This is a genomic window from Rhizobium sp. OAE497 (assembly GCF_040546565.1).
In the GTDB taxonomy this organism is placed as follows: domain Bacteria; phylum Pseudomonadota; class Alphaproteobacteria; order Rhizobiales; family Rhizobiaceae; genus Rhizobium.
Genome location: NZ_JBEPOA010000002.1, coordinates 1,344,500 through 1,358,490, shown reverse-complemented (window position 1 = coordinate 1,358,490; position 13,991 = coordinate 1,344,500). Strand labels below are relative to the sequence as shown.

At 62.8% G+C, this 13,991-nt stretch carries 12 protein-coding genes and 1 pseudogene; 10 read left to right on the top strand and 3 right to left on the bottom strand.

Annotation, left to right across the window (positions count from 1 at the left end; all coding sequences use genetic code 11):
• The first annotated feature begins 25 nt into the window (after window positions 1-25).
• The 4 genes from ABIE40_RS25875 (at window position 26) to ABIE40_RS25860 (ending at window position 4,818) form a co-directional block, all read left to right on the top strand.
• Complete coding sequence (locus ABIE40_RS25875) at window positions 26-493, top strand: LBP/BPI/CETP family protein (protein ID WP_502944827.1); 468 nt, start codon at window positions 26-28, stop codon at window positions 491-493.
• Between the two features lie 12 nt (window positions 494-505).
• Complete coding sequence (locus tag ABIE40_RS25870; protein ID WP_199625310.1) at window positions 506-1,012, top strand: NUDIX hydrolase; 507 nt, start codon at window positions 506-508, stop codon at window positions 1,010-1,012.
• Complete coding sequence (locus ABIE40_RS25865; RefSeq protein WP_199625309.1) at window positions 1,009-1,266, top strand: hypothetical protein; 258 nt, start codon at window positions 1,009-1,011, stop codon at window positions 1,264-1,266. The genes ABIE40_RS25870 and ABIE40_RS25865 overlap by 4 nt, the downstream gene beginning before the upstream one ends.
• Before the next feature lie 525 nt (window positions 1,267-1,791).
• Window positions 1,792-4,818, top strand: coding sequence for an alpha-mannosidase (locus ABIE40_RS25860; RefSeq protein WP_199625308.1), 3,027 nt, complete (start codon window positions 1,792-1,794; stop codon window positions 4,816-4,818).
• Window positions 4,819-4,839: 21 nt separating this feature from the next.
• Here ABIE40_RS25860 and ABIE40_RS25855 read toward each other — a convergent pair whose 3' ends face one another.
• The 3 genes and pseudogenes from ABIE40_RS25855 to ABIE40_RS25845 all read right to left on the bottom strand — a co-directional run bounded on the left by ABIE40_RS25855 (window position 4,840) and on the right by ABIE40_RS25845 (window position 9,194).
• On the bottom strand, window positions 4,840-6,795 hold the full coding sequence (locus ABIE40_RS25855; RefSeq protein WP_354541159.1) for a response regulator: 1,956 nt from the start codon (window positions 6,793-6,795) through the stop codon (window positions 4,840-4,842).
• A gap of 66 nt (window positions 6,796-6,861) precedes the next feature.
• A pseudogene (locus tag ABIE40_RS25850) lies at window positions 6,862-8,562 on the bottom strand (PAS domain-containing protein); the annotation flags it as partial.
• A 134-nt stretch (window positions 8,563-8,696) separates the two neighbouring features.
• Window positions 8,697-9,194: a cupin domain-containing protein gene (locus ABIE40_RS25845; protein WP_112712036.1), complete on the bottom strand. Its 498-nt coding sequence runs from the start codon at window positions 9,192-9,194 to the stop codon at window positions 8,697-8,699.
• A gap of 132 nt (window positions 9,195-9,326) precedes the next feature.
• On the opposite strand from ABIE40_RS25845, the gene ABIE40_RS25840 reads away from it, so the two are divergent.
• The 6 genes from ABIE40_RS25840 to ABIE40_RS25815 all read left to right on the top strand — a co-directional run bounded on the left by ABIE40_RS25840 (window position 9,327) and on the right by ABIE40_RS25815 (window position 13,990).
• Window positions 9,327-9,854, top strand: a complete 528-nt coding sequence (locus ABIE40_RS25840; RefSeq protein ID WP_199625307.1) for a carboxymuconolactone decarboxylase family protein — start codon at window positions 9,327-9,329, stop codon at window positions 9,852-9,854.
• Between the two features lie 161 nt (window positions 9,855-10,015).
• Window positions 10,016-10,336 carry a hypothetical protein gene (locus ABIE40_RS25835; RefSeq protein WP_199625306.1) on the top strand — a complete coding sequence of 107 codons (321 nt, stop codon included), beginning with the start codon at window positions 10,016-10,018 and terminating at the stop codon, window positions 10,334-10,336.
• A gap of 78 nt (window positions 10,337-10,414) precedes the next feature.
• Window positions 10,415-11,488, top strand: a complete 1,074-nt coding sequence (locus ABIE40_RS25830) for an Ldh family oxidoreductase (RefSeq protein ID WP_199625305.1) — start codon at window positions 10,415-10,417, stop codon at window positions 11,486-11,488.
• Window positions 11,489-11,596: 108 nt separating this feature from the next.
• Window positions 11,597-12,355 (top strand): FadR/GntR family transcriptional regulator, encoded by a 759-nt coding sequence (locus tag ABIE40_RS25825; RefSeq protein ID WP_199625304.1) that lies wholly within the window; start codon window positions 11,597-11,599, stop codon window positions 12,353-12,355.
• 24 nt (window positions 12,356-12,379) lie between these two features.
• Window positions 12,380-13,354, top strand: a complete 975-nt coding sequence (locus ABIE40_RS25820) for a sialic acid TRAP transporter substrate-binding protein SiaP (protein WP_130283782.1) — start codon at window positions 12,380-12,382, stop codon at window positions 13,352-13,354.
• A gap of 63 nt (window positions 13,355-13,417) precedes the next feature.
• Window positions 13,418-13,990 (top strand): TRAP transporter small permease, encoded by a 573-nt coding sequence (locus tag ABIE40_RS25815; RefSeq protein WP_112712026.1) that lies wholly within the window; start codon window positions 13,418-13,420, stop codon window positions 13,988-13,990.
• Window position 13,991: the final 1 nt, after the last annotated feature.

The following is a 13,991-nucleotide window of genomic DNA, read 5'->3' as shown; positions in this document are numbered from 1 at the left end:
CGAGGAGAATGCAATGCGCAGATCGATGAACATGCTTGCCGCCGCGGCCTTGATCGCACCGATGACCATCCCCGTTCCGGCAAGTGCCGCAAATGCGCTGGAGCGCGCCATCGGCGAAGCCCAGCCCTGCCGATCGCTGAAGGCCAAGGCATCGAGTTTCGGGGTCAGCGTCGAGATCGGGGTCGACAAGCTCGACTATGTGAAGATCGACCAGCTGCAGCTATCGGTGAACGGCAACCTTGCCGACGCCAAGGTTCGCGGCACGCTCGCCTGCAAGACCTCCGACAATGCCATGATCCAGGGCGGCTTCTCGGCGACCGCCGATGTCAGCGTCCATGTCGATCTCGCGACCTGCAAGACCACCGAGAGCTCGATCGAGATCACCGATACCGGCGGCAATCTCGGCGACGTGGTCAAAAGCCTCAAGGACGAGATCTCCGGCGCGCTGCGCCGCGGCCTCGAACGCAACATGTCCAAGCTCTGCCAGAAGTGAAGGGCGTATCCGATGGCGGTGCGTAGCGCAGGCCTACTCATCCATCGCGCCGCCGCCGGCGGCCCCGAAGTGCTGCTCGCCCATCCCGGCGGCCCCTTCTGGGCGCGAAAGGACGAGGGCGCCTGGTCGATCCCGAAAGGTATCGTCGAAGCAGGAGAGGAGGACCTCGAGGCGGCGATCCGTGAAACGCGCGAAGAACTTGGTGTCGTCATCGAAGGCGACTTCCGCCTGCTCGGCGAATACAAGCAGCCGGGCGGCAAGATCGTCGTCGCCTGGTCGGTCGAAGCCGATCTCGAAGCCGATCTCGATGCCGATCATATCGAGAGCACAGAATTCGAAATCGAGTGGCCACCGAAATCCGGCAAAAGGAAGCGCTTTCCCGAGGTTGACCGCGCCGGATGGCTTTCGCTTGAACAGGCGGCGGAAAAGATGCTCAAGGGACAGCGGCCAATGCTGGACGACCTCCAGAAACAGCTGGCATTGTCACCAAAACCACAGTCCCGGAGGACGCCGCATTGAGAACGATCGTCATCGAGTGGGAATCGATGAATTCAGGCGCACTCTACGTCGCCCACTTTCCTGAACCCTTCCCGATGTCCGATGCCGACTACAGGGCATTCGAGGCGGTCTTCTCCAACTGGCAGCGCCGCTACTGGGAAGGCGTCGGCGAGACGAGGGTGGAGGAAACCAAGGGACCGCAGGCGCTCGTCCGCGCGCTCCGCGGATTGGGATATGAGGTTTCGAGCCGGGGGACTCTGCCGCCCGGTGTGTAGCGGCTCAGTTATCGAGCGAAGCTAGCGATCCTTCTGCGCTCTCCATCGGAGGAGATAGGCGAACCCCGGTGCAATCAGCGTCCCCGCCAGCATCCATTCCGCCAGCGTCAGCGGCGTCTCGTCCGGGTCATGCCCCGGTCAAGAAGAGGAAAAGAAAGAACGCAAGGATGCCTGCTGCGACAAGAGCGAGTGAGAGAAACAGGCTCTTGCGTTGGCTTTGCATGGGACGGCTTCTCCCGGAAATGTAGATTGGCTGAAAGCTAGTTGTCGTTCGTTCTCTGGCAAGCGGGCTTACAGCAGAGTGTTCGACCGCGAATAGGCGCAGGTCCGTGAGGCGTCGGATGCCACCACTCGCGCAAATCTCCCATAACCGATCTCATCCGTCCTTGACGTGAAAACAAAGTTACTTAATCTAAGAGGCGTGGCGCGATCCGATGGAGGAGACGGATGCGCGGCGCGCTTTTTTGCGCGTGATCCCCCGTTCTCCCCGCTGATCCGTTGCTGACATTTCCGATAGGACACGCCATGTCTCTGACCATTGCCCAACGCCTAGACAGCCTGAAGGCCCGCACCGCCGAGCTCGCCCATTGGCGCGACAGGCGCAGTGTTTCGATCGATGGCTGGACCTTCGATGGTGAGCCGATCGCCCATCGTCAGGACTGGCCGCATCGCAACGGCACGGTGCATTTCCAGGCTTCGGCAAAGGCGCCGGCCGACTGGCCGCTCGACAAGATCCGCCTGCAGCTCGATCTTGGCGGCGAGAGCCTGATCACGCTGAACTATGCAGGCGGGAAAGCCGAGACCTTCGGTCTCGATCCCTATCACCAGGAATTTCCGGTCAAGGACCGGGTGTTTTCGATCACGACGGAAAGCGTCGCGCGCTTCCCCTTCGGCGAACCGAACCGGGCGCCGCGGCTGAACAGGGCGCGGCTGATCTGGCTCGACGAGCCGGTGCACCGCTTGCATCTGCTGTTGCGGCAGATCGCCGAGGCCGCTGGCGTCCTCGGCGAGCATGAGGCGGTTCCCTATTTGCTCGAAGCGGCCGAGCAGGCGCTCGCTTCGCTCGATTGGCCCTCGGATACTGCAGCCTATGTGTCGCGCACGTCGGGCGCCGTCATGCAGCAGAAGATCTGGGAGCTGCCGGAGCTGCAGGCCGACCCCGCCGGGCTCGATGACGAGCAGAGCGGTCTGGCGCAATCGGCCCATGATGCGCTGCTGGCCCGGCTGAAGGAGCTGCAGAAGCGCTTCCCGCCGAACGGTGAGCTGCTTCTGACCGGCCATGCCCATATCGATCTCGCCTGGCTCTGGCCCTATCGCGAGACGCGTCGGAAGATGCGGCGGACCTTCAATACAGCACTGTCGCTGATGGAGCGTTCCGCCGATTTCCGCTTCAACCAGTCGACCGCGCATTATTACGCGCAGATGGAAGAAGACGATCCGGAACTGCTGGAACGGATCAAGGAAAAGGTCGCCGAAGGCAAGTGGGAGACGGTCGGTGGCATGTGGGTCGAGCCCGACACCAATATGCCGACAGGCGAAAGCCTGGCGCGCCAGGTGCTGTACGGCCAGCGCTATTTCGAGAAGATGTTCGGCACCCGCCACACCGTCTGCTGGCTGCCGGATTGCTTCGGCTTTTCAGGCGCCTTGCCCCAGATCCTCAGGCTCGGCGGCATTGACAGCTTCTTTACGATCAAGGTCAACTGGAGTGAGACGAACCATATCCCGTCGGATCTCTTCTGGTGGAAGGGGCTGGATGGCAGCCAGGTGCTGACCCACACCTTTGACAATCCGATGCATGGCTATAACGGCTTCGTGCAGCCGGATTGCTTCGTGCCGACCTGGAAGAATTTCCTCGGCAAGACGCAGCACGATACGTCGCTGCTTGCTGTTGGTTATGGCGATGGCGGTGGTGGCGTGACGCCTGAAATGGTCGAGCGCGAAGTGCAGCTTCGCGACTTTCCGGCGATCCCGCAGGCGCGCTGGGGACGGGTCGAAGACTTCTATAAGCGAGCGCATCAGGCCGCAGGCGAAAAGCAGCTTCCGGTCTGGGACGGGGAGATCTATCTCGAACTGCACCGCGCGACGCTGACGACGCAGAGCGGCGTCAAGCGCAAGCATCGCCAGGCCGAGCGTGCCCTGATCACCGCCGAAACCATCGCCTCGCTCGCCCATATGCTGGGGGCGGAGAAGCCGCGCAGCCTCGAAAGCGATTGGCGCGTGGTGCTGAAGAACGAGTTCCATGACATCCTGCCGGGGTCGAGCATTCGCGAGGTCTACGCCGATGCCGAGCACGAGCTCGACGGCGTCATCGGTAATGCGCGCCAGGAACAGGCTGCGGGTCTCAATGCGCTCGCCGGCGTGTTGCCGAAGGGTGGCGTGTCCTCCGCTCTCGTTGCCGTCAATCCGTCACTGTCGCCGCGGCCGCTGAATGCGACGCTTCCCGATGGCACGGTCATCTCGTCTGCCGATATCGTCGCGCCGCTCTCCGTCGCGGTCTTTGATCGCAATGGCCTGAAGGCGGCCGGCGCCTTGAAGGCGACCAAGCAGGGGCTGGAGAACGACCATCTTGCTGTCGTCATCGGCAAGGATGGTTCGGTTACGAGTCTGGTTCACAAGGCGAGCGGCCGCGAGGCCATCGATGGTTCGGCGAACCAGCTCTGGGTCTATCCGGCCGACAAACCGCGCAACTGGGATGCCTGGGACGTGGACGTCGACTATACGGCGAAGGCCATCCGCCTGGAGACGCCTGAGAGCATCGAGCTGGTCGAGAGCGGTCCATCGCGAGCGTCGATCCGCGTCGTCCACCGTTACCGGAACTCGCGCGTCACCAATACTTATGTGCTGACGGCCAATGGAAAGCGGCTCGATATCGAGACCGAGATCGACTGGCACGACCGCCGCACGCTGCTGCGCACGCTAAACCCCGTTGCCGTCAGCGCCCGTACGGCGACGTTCGAATGCGCCTATGGCGTTGTCGAGCGCGCGACGCATACGAACACCTCCTGGGAGCAGGCGATGTTCGAGGCGGCGGCTCACCGCTTCGTCGATATCAGCGAGCCGGGCTTCGGCGTCGCGCTGCTCAACAATGCCAAATACGGCCACAGCGCCCGCGGCAACGTCATCGGCATGAGCATCGTGCGTGCTCCGGTCTATCCCGATCCGCTCGCCGACGAGGGATCGCAGAAGTTCACCTATGCGCTGTTGCCGCATGAAGGGGCATGGCATGAGGGCCGGGTGCTCGACGAGGCGCTCGACCTCAACCAGCCGCTGATGACGGTGGAGGCCAGCGGGCTGGCCGTGGGCACGCTGTCTCCCGTCTCGGTGGAGGGGACCCCGGTTGCTTTCTCGGGGCTGAAGTCTGCGGAAGAAGGCGAGGGGCTTGTGCTTCGCCTCTACGAACCGGCAGGGCGCCGCGGCAAGCTTTCTCTGTCGCTGCCGTCGGGCTGGAAGGCATCCGGACCGCTGAATATTCTCGAAGAACCGATGGAACGCAAAGGCGCAGCCGATATCATGCCTTTCGAAATCAGGACCTGGAGGCTGCAAAAGGCCTGAGAAAGAATCGCGGCGCGCTCACTACCGCGAGCGCGTCTGCTTCAGGACGGCAGCCGTGAGATCGGCCTGACTATAGGGTTTGACCAGCACGATGGCGCCGGCATCCGCCTCGAATCCGGCGACCGATGAATTGCCGGTGGCGAAGATCACCGCGAGCCCGGGGTCGATCGCCCGGGCCTGCTTTGCGAGCTCAGCGCCCGAGATACCAGGCAAGCCGACATCGGTCAGCAGGATATCGAAGCTGCCGGGGCCGAGCTTCGGCAGGGCTTCCTCGGCGCTGCTCGCTTCGCTGACGGCATGGCCGGATTGCTGCAGCATTTCCGACGTATCCATGCGGATGAAGGCATCGTCCTCGACATAGAGAATGCGCAGGGCTGTCGCCTCTGCCGGTGCTTCTTGAGGCGAGGTCCGGCGCTCATGGTGGGAGGCCTTCGCCATGTTGCGCTGGCGCTGGTTGTTCAGCACATGGCGGATCTTGCGGGCAAGCGCATCGCGGCTATAGGGCTTCGAGAGAAGATCAACGCCGGCATCCAGCCGCCCGCCATGGACGATCGAGTTTTCGGTATAGCCGGATGTGAAAAGCACGGCGATCTCCGGCAGCCGTTCCTTCGCCTTGCGCGCCAGCTCCGAGCTTTTGAGCGGGCCGGGCATGACGACGTCGGTAAACAGGAGGTCGATCGCGATCCCGCTTTCGATGACGGTCAGAGCGCTCGCGGCATCTTTCGCCTTGAGAATACGGTAGCCGAGATCGGCCAGCATCTCGACGACGGTGGCGCGCACCTCCTCGTCGTCCTCGGCGACCAGGATCGTCTCCTTGCCGCCGGTAGCCGGGCCATGATCGCCCTCGGCAAGCAGGTCTTCCTCCTCCAGCGTGCGCGGCAGATACAGGCGCACGGTCGTGCCCTGACCGATCTCGGAATAGATCTTCACGTGCCCGCCGGATTGCTTGACGAAGCCGTAGACCATCGACAGGCCGAGGCCTGTTCCCTTGCCCACCGGCTTGGTGGAGAAGAAGGGCTCGAACACCTTGGTGATGATATCCGCCGGCATGCCGGAGCCGGTGTCGCTGACCGCCAGCATGACATATTGGCCGGGCGCCACGTCGACATGCTTGCGGGCATAGTCGTCGTCGATGGAGGCATTGCCGACCTCGATCGTCAGCTTGCCGCTGCCGTCCATCGCGTCGCGCGCATTGATCGCCAGATTGAGGATGGCGTTCTCGATCTGCACCGGATCGACGAAGGTGTTCCACAGGCCACCGGCGCGGATCGTCTCGATCTCGATGGCCTCGCCGATCGTCCGGCGCAGCATCTCGCCCATATTGGCAACGAAGCGGCCGACATTGACCACCTTCGGCTCCAGCGGCTGGCGGCGGCCGAAGGCGAGCAGCTGGCTGGCGAGCTTCGAGCCGCGGTTGACGCCGGCGAGCGCGTGCTCGATGCGCTTCTGGGCGCGCTCGTTGCTGCCGACATCCTTGCTCAAGAGGTAAAGATTGCCGGCAACGACCTGCAGCAAGTTGTTGAAATCGTGGGCGACGCCGCCCGTCAGCTGGCCGATCGCCTCCATCTTCTGCGTCTGGCGGATCAGCTCTTCGGCATCGCGCAGCGCGGCTGCCTGTTCCTTCTCGGCGGTGACATCGCGGCCATAGGCGAAGACCATGTTGCTTTCGAAGGAAAAGCGCCAGGAAACAGTGCGTTGGCCGCCGTTCTTGTGGTTGAGGCTGAGTTCCAGCCCCTGCATCTCCTCGCCCGATACAGCCTGCTTTAGCGCCGCATCGAAGAGCGGCGGATCGCCGTCGACGAGGAACTCGCAGAGCCGATGACCGGCAACTTCCTTGCGCCGGTGGCCGAGCAGATCGGACCAGGCCGGATTGATGGCGCGGACTTCGCCATCGGGACGCATGACGACGAGGATGTCGCCGGAATTGCGCCAGACGCGATCAAGTTCGGCGCTGCGTTCTGCGACCTTCTTCTCCAGCGACGAGGCGAGTTCCTGCAGCGCCTGTTCGGCCCGGCGGCGCTCGACAGCGGTGCGGGTGCGCTCGGCAAAGTCGCGGATGAAATCGAGCTCGACCTCCGGCCATTCGCGGGGTACCGCATTGTTGAGGAAAAGGACGGCGGCGATCTGGCCCTCTTCTGTCAGCGGCACGGTGACGGCCGAATGGACGCCGATGCCCTTCAGCGCATAGGAGGTCGCGGCCGTACGCGGGTCCTTGTCGACATCGGCAAAGACGACGGTTTCGTTGCGCTTGAGGTCGTCGATATAGGTGCCGTATTCGCGAAAATGCAGCGTGCCCGCGATGCTTGGATTGCCCGGCACATTCCAGTCGCGCTCGATCGTCACCGTTTCGGCAATCGGATCGATCGTGCCATAGCCGGCGCGCGTCACATGCAGCGCCTTGCCGAGGATCTCGGCGGCGGCATAAGCAATTTCGGCGGGTTCGGTGGTCTGGCGAATGCAGTCTGCGAGGTCGATCAGCGCCATGCGCCGCGTCTCCTCGCTGCGCGCGTCGGTGATATCGCTGTTGACGCCGATCATGCCCAGGAATTCGCCGCGCACATCGAAGCGCGGCCGGGCGTCGGTATGCAGCAACCGGTATTCGCCGTCCGAATTGCGATAGCGGGCCTCGACGCCGAAGGCCTCGCGTTTGGCAACCGCCTTGCTGACGAAGGCCATCAGCGGAGCGACGTCATCAGGGTGGATCGTGGCGTTCCAGTCGAAGGCCGAGACATCGGCTTCGCCCACGCCCCAGAACTGGCGCATCGCGGCGTTCAGATAGAGGCAGCGCATCTGGTCGTCGCTCATCCAGAGCATGACCGGCGCATTCTCGGCGACCAGCCGGAAGCGGGACTCGCTCTCGCGCGCGGCATCCTCCGCCTCTTTTCGCTCGGTCACGTCATAGCCCTGTACGAAGATGCCGGAGACGCGGGCATCTTCGCCAAGGAGCGGCTGATAGATGAAATCGAGATAGCGCTCGATGAGCTCCGCATCCGGCTTCTGCTGCAGCTTCACCAGCTGTTCGGAGCCGATATAGGGGATGCCCGTGCGGCGCACTTGGTCGAGCAGCGCCACGAAACCCTGCTCCTCGACTTCGGGCAGTGCCTCGCGGATCGTCTTGCCGACGACATCGCGATGGCCGACGAGCTGCTGGTAGGCGGCATTGGCGATTTCGAAGCGATGCTCCGGGCCGCTCATCGTCGCGACGAAACCGGGGGCCTGTTCGAACATCTTCTGCAGACGGGTCTTCTCGGCGCGCAGCTGCTGCTCTGCCTTCACCTTTGCGGTGGTCTCGACGACGATCGCCATGACGGCAACCGGCGTGCCGCTCTCGTCGCAGATCGGCGAGTAATCGAGCTTCGTCCAGAGCCGCTCGGGCTCGCCGCTGCCGCCGCGATAGAGGATGAGTTCCTGATCCTCGTAGGCGAGCGTGCCGCCGGCCAGGCCGACCTTCATCACATGATCGTTGAAATCGGCGACCTCCGGCCAGCCCTCGCGCACCTTCGAGCCGAAAAGCTCCGGGTGGCGGCGTCCGGCAAAAGCGGAATAGGCGTCGTTGTAGATCATCACGCCATCCTCGTTCCAGAGGGTGACGATCGGCACCGGGGAATGGAGGATGAGGCTGCAAACGCTTTTCAGGGTCGGCGACCACTCGCCGATCGGGCCGAGCGAGGTCTTGGACCAATCGAAATTGGCAATGATGTCAGCGGCCTCGCTTCCCTTTTTCAGAAAGGAATGCCCGCTCATGCTGTTTTGATGCATCTCGACCGACCCGGGTTTCCTCTCGGAAACTGTCCATGAACACGCCAATAAGTATAGGGCGAATGCAAACCGGCAAGGGGCTGAAAAAGATAGGCGGTAAAACCGGTTAACGCCCGTTCTTAAGCCTTGTGGATCGGGTCGATCCAGGCGACCTGTTCGGGCTTTTCGACCGGCTCGATGTCGAGATTGACGACGACGGGCTCCTGGCCGGAGCGCACCAGCACGCATTCCAGCGTCTCGTCGCGGCTGGCATTGATTTCCTGGTGCGGCACGAAGGGCGGCACATAGATGAAATCGCCGGGGCCGGCCTCGGCGACGAATTCCAGGTGCTCGCCCCAGCGCATGCGCGCCTTGCCCTTGACCACATAGATGATGCTTTCGAGATCGCCGTGATGATGGGCGCCGGTCTTGGCGTTGGCGTGGATTACGACCGTGCCTGCCCAGATCTTCTCGGCACCGGCGCGGGCATTGTTGATCGCAGTGGCGCGGTTCATGCCCGGGGTTTGCGCCGTGTTCGGATCGAGCGAATTGCCGGGAATGACTTTGACGCCGTGCTCGCGCCAGTCGACAGGGCCGTCATCATGGCGATGGGGGTGGTCGTGGTGGTCATGGCTCATTCGTGGTCCTCCGTTGCGCCGATTGTGCCCGCCGTTCGGCCGTCGAGGCAAGAGCGGAAATGCGCCATGGAGTTTGACGGCCTGGGCTGCTATCCCATCGGCAGCAATGATGAAAACCACGAGTGCGATGCAATGAGCCACATTCCCCAGATCGACTACGAAACGGCATCGGCGGAAATCCGCGAGGCGCATGACGAGGAGGTCAAGATTCGCGGCCGGATGACGAATATGAAGCGCACGCTGCTGCATTCGCCCGCCGCCCACCGTATCTATGCCGAATGGTTCACGCTGCGCGCCGAGCTCAACCCCGCCGTCAACGACCGGGAGATCTGGATATTCTCGCATGCGATCTCGAAAGCCAGCAAATCGAAGATCGCCATTACCTTCTTCCGCCGGGCGCTGATCAATGCCGGGTTCGACCCCGATGCGCTGACGCTGTCCGATAACGAGCAGCTGCTCGCCCGCTTCGGAACCGCGATCGTCGCCGATTCCAATGCCATCCCTGCCGAGATCTGGGAGGCGTTGAAGGGGCGCTATCCGGCCAAGGTTCTGGTCGATCTCGTTGCCTTCGCCGGGATCATGCTGGCGACTGCCGTCTTCAACAATGTTGTCGACGTCGATTTCGATCCGGAGCTCGAGGCTTTTGCCGAGCACAGCTGACTGCCGTTACGTCAGGTTGAGAAGCACCCGGTATCATTTCTGTGCAAATCCGACCGGCATCCCCAAAAAGCGGGATATCGCCGGCTCTTGAATGGTAAGATAACCCGCCCTGGTTGAGCGGCGATTCGGTATCCAACGCCGCTCCCAAAGGGGGAGTGAGCATGATGTCAGATGTGATCGCACAGATCGCCCGCGCGGCGGCAGAGCTTGAGGCCGAGCTTCGAGCGTTGCTGCAACTCGAGCAGGATGCGCCGCCATCCCTCCGAGACGATCTCGATGTTCTTCCTTGCCTTCTCGTCGAGCGCTTTCCGCAATTGTGCGATGAGCGTGCCGAGCTTCGCGGCCTGCTGAAAATCGGCCGGGCGGCCAGCCGCTCCGAACATCTCTCTCCAGCCGTTGCCGCCGCTGCGCTGGCGATGGTGGCGGAGTTCCGGGCGATCATCGCAAGGCTCAGCGCAAGGCCGGTGGTGATCGGCGTCTGATCCCATCTCAGCCGCTTTACGGCGAGCGGAAGCTCGCCTAGTTCTGTCGGGATGCGTGACAGGAACGGATAGAGCGGCATGCCCCATGACACGACTTCCTCCCGCGGCGGCCCGACGCCGCTCGCTTCGATCGACAGGTTTTGCCGCAAGGTCTTTCTTGCCGCCGGGACCGACGAGGCGACCGCCGATGCCGCGACGCGGGCGATGATGCACGGCATCCGCCATGGCATCGATAGCCACGGCGTCCGTCTCCTCGGCCATTACGTGAAGGGGCTGACCGAGGGCCGCCTCAATCCGCGTCCGCAGATCGCCGTCGCCAGCAACCTCGGCGCCATCGCTTCGCTCGATGCCGATAATGCCCATGGGGCGCTCGCGACCTATACGGCGATGGCGCATGCCTCGCGTCTGGCCGTCGATTTCGGCATCGGCGCCGTCGCGGTGCGCAATTCTTCGCATTTCGGACCGGCCGGAGCCTATGCGATGACGGCGGCCGGTCATGGCCTTATCGGCTTCGCCTTCTGCAATTCCGACAGCTTCGTTCGCCTGCATGACGGGGCGATGCGCTTCCACGGAACCAACCCGATCGCCTGCGCTGTACCCGTCAGGGGCAGCGATCCCTGGCTGTTCGACATGGCGACCAGCGCCGTGCCCTATAATCGCGTGCAGCTCTATCGCAGCCTCGGCCGCGACCTGCCGGCCGGCGTTGCCTCCGACGAGCGCGGCTATGATACCCGCGACCCTGATATTGCCGACATGCTGGCGCCGCTCGGCGGTGAATTCGGCTTCAAGGGTGCCGGTCTCGCCGGCATTTCCGAAATCCTCAGCGCCGTGCTGACGGGTATGAAGCTCAGCTTCGACATCGCGCCGATGCCCGGCCCGGATTTTTCGACGCCGCGTGGCCTCGGCGCCTTCGTCATCGCGCTCAACCCTGAGGCCTTTCTCGATCTCGAGACCTTCGACGCGGGAATGAAGCGCTACGTCGAGACGCTCAGGAGTTCGCCCGCGCGCGACGGCTTCAAGGTCATGGCACCCGGTGACCGGGAATGGGCCGTTGCCAGGGAGCGTGCCGAGCGCGGCGTCGAACTCGATCCGGCGACCGCTGACAGTTTCCGCACGCTTTCCGCACAATACGGTGTGGACTACCCGGCCTGATTTCATGCGGCGCATTGACGCACAACCAGCCCGATGCTACGCATGAGTTAATTGGTCAGGCCAGTTGACCAGTCGTGTGCTTGAGGAGAAGCGCGCCGGGGAGGCCAAATGTTTTCGGCAGTTGAATCACGCCGCCTGTACAGGCAGGTGGCGGACCAGATTCGTTTGATGATAACCAGCGGCGAGCTTGCCGTCGGGCAACGCTTGCCGGCCGAGCGCGACCTCGCCGAGCAGCTGTCCGTCTCGCGCCCGACGGTGCGCGAGGCACTGATCGTTCTCGAGGTCGAGGGTCTCGTCAATATACGCATGGGGTCCGGCATCTATGTCGTGCGCCAGCACGGCGTCGCGGCTGCCGCCACCGAGCCGGAGCCGGTCGAAGGCCCGTTCGAGTTGCTGCAGGCCCGCGCCGTCATCGAGTGCGCCATTGCCGAAGAAGCGGCGAAGACCGCAACTCCAGCCGATATCGCAGCGCTCGACGATGCCTTGAACAGCATGCGTGGCCTGGTCGGCGACCCCAGCGCCGTGATCGCCGCAGACCGCGCCTTCCACACCGGCATTGCCGCGATCGTCCGCAATGCGGCGCTGATCCGCGTCACCGGCGAAATGTTCGACATGCGCATGACGCCCTATTTCGAAAAGCTCGCGAGCCATTTCGAGGGGCCGGCCACCTGGCTCAGCGCCCTTGAGGAGCATCAGGCCATTCGCGACGCGATCGCCGCCGGCGATCCTGATGCCGCGAAGGCCGCGATGCGGGCGCATCTTGCCATGTCGCAGAAGAGATTTTCCGAAAGCTTCGGGGAGGAGTTTCCGGGAGAGGAGGGGCGCGGCCATCCGGCCGGTCCGAAGAAAGGAAATGCAGTCACTTAAACCAGAGCTCGGGAGGAGAGAGCGATGAAGATGAAATTGGCAACAATCCTTTGCACCGCGGCGGCGATCATGGCGTCGACGGCAATTGCGCATGCGCAGACGGTCCTGAAATGGGCCCATGTCTACGAGACGTCGGAACCCTTCCATACGGAATCGGTCTGGGCCGCAGGCGAGATCAACAAGCGCACCAATGGCCGCTACAAGATCGATGTCTTCCCGGCCTCGCAGCTCGGCAAGGAAGCCGATATCAACCAGGGCCTGAAGCTCGGCACCGTCGATATCATCATCTCCGGTTCGAGCTTCGCCGCCCGCGACTACAAGCCGATCGGCGTCACCTATTTCCCCTATATCTTCCGCAGCCCGGAACACCTGATCGCCTATACCAAGAGCGACGTCTTCAAGCGCCTTGCCAAGGGTTATGAAGACAAGACCGGCAATCACATCGCCGCCGTCAGCTACTATGGCACCCGTCACACGACCTCCAACAAGCCGATCGCCAAATGCGCTGATATGGCCGGGTTGAAGATCCGCGTGCCTGACGTGCCGGCCTATCTCGCCATGCCGCGCGCCTGCGGCGCCAACACGACGCCGATCGCCTTCGCGGAAGTCTATCTCGCCCTGCAGAACGGCACGGTCGAAGCGCAGGAAAACCCGCTGACGACGATCGAGGCGAAGAAGTTCTACGAGGTGCAGAAGAACATCATCCTGACCGGCCACATCGTCGACCATCTCAACACGGTGATCTCGAAGACGCTGTGGGCGAGCCTCTCCGACGAGGACAAGAAGATCTTCGGTGACGTCATGCAGGAAGCTGCCGAGCGCACCACCAAGACGATCGAAGGCAAGGAAAACAGCCTGATCGCCACCTTCAAGGAAAAGGGCCTGAATGTCGCCGAGATCGACAAGGCCGACTTCGAGAAAACAGTCATGGAGAAGGTGAAGTTCGAGGACTTCGGCTACGAAAAGGCCGATTGGGAAGCGATCCGCGCGATCCAGTAAAACCCGCGGTGCGGCGCTTTCGGGCGCCGCGCTCATTCTTTCCGCAGGGGACCAACGCCGCCCATGACGCAAGAAATCCATACGCCGGTGACCGCCGAAGAGATCGGTCACGAATTCGAAGGCCATGCGCCGACCGCCAATATCTCCGATTATGCGATCGAGGACTGGATCACGCTGATCATCTTCTGGCTGATGGCTGGCTGCGTCTTCCTGCAGTTCTTCACCCGCTATGTGCTGAACGACAGCTACGCCTGGACCGAGGAAATCGCCATCAACTGCCTGATCGGCGTCGTCTTTCTCGGGGCCGTCATGTGCGTGCGGACGTCACGGCACATCCAGGTCGATGTCTTCTATCACTATATGCCGGCCGGCCTGGCGCGCGTGCTCGCCACCTTCGTCGATATCGTCCGCATCGGCTTCCTGGCCTATGGCTGCTACCTGATGTGGCGCTATGTCGGCATCGTCGCCGACGAGCAGATGGTCACCATCGATCTGCCCCGCAACATCGTCTTCTACAGCGTGCTGATCGCCTTCGTGCTGATGCTGATCCGCGCCGTCATCGTCTTCATCGCCAATATGCGCCGCGGCTACTCGGTTCTCGAGCGCCCCGAAGAATTCCAGACTGTCGAGGGTTGAT

What these genes read in the sequence shown, in the direction of transcription:
- ABIE40_RS25835 (WP_199625306.1), top strand. Translation starts at nt 10,016, where the DNA reads ATGATGTCAGATGTGATCGCACAGATCGCCCGCGCGGCGGCAGAGCTT.
- ABIE40_RS25825 (WP_199625304.1), top strand. Translation starts at nt 11,597, where the DNA reads ATGTTTTCGGCAGTTGAATCACGCCGCCTGTACAGGCAGGTGGCGGAC.
- ABIE40_RS25815 (WP_112712026.1), top strand. Translation starts at nt 13,418, where the DNA reads ATGACGCAAGAAATCCATACGCCGGTGACCGCCGAAGAGATCGGTCAC.
- ABIE40_RS25820 (WP_130283782.1), top strand. Translation starts at nt 12,380, where the DNA reads ATGAAGATGAAATTGGCAACAATCCTTTGCACCGCGGCGGCGATCATG.
- ABIE40_RS25875 (WP_502944827.1), top strand. Translation starts at nt 26, where the DNA reads ATGAACATGCTTGCCGCCGCGGCCTTGATCGCACCGATGACCATCCCC.
- ABIE40_RS25860 (WP_199625308.1), top strand. Translation starts at nt 1,792, where the DNA reads ATGTCTCTGACCATTGCCCAACGCCTAGACAGCCTGAAGGCCCGCACC.
- ABIE40_RS25845 (WP_112712036.1), bottom strand. Translation starts at nt 9,194, where the DNA reads ATGAGCCATGACCACCACGACCACCCCCATCGCCATGATGACGGCCCT.
- ABIE40_RS25830 (WP_199625305.1), top strand. Translation starts at nt 10,415, where the DNA reads ATGCCCCATGACACGACTTCCTCCCGCGGCGGCCCGACGCCGCTCGCT.
- ABIE40_RS25840 (WP_199625307.1), top strand. Translation starts at nt 9,327, where the DNA reads ATGAGCCACATTCCCCAGATCGACTACGAAACGGCATCGGCGGAAATC.
- ABIE40_RS25870 (WP_199625310.1), top strand. Translation starts at nt 506, where the DNA reads ATGGCGGTGCGTAGCGCAGGCCTACTCATCCATCGCGCCGCCGCCGGC.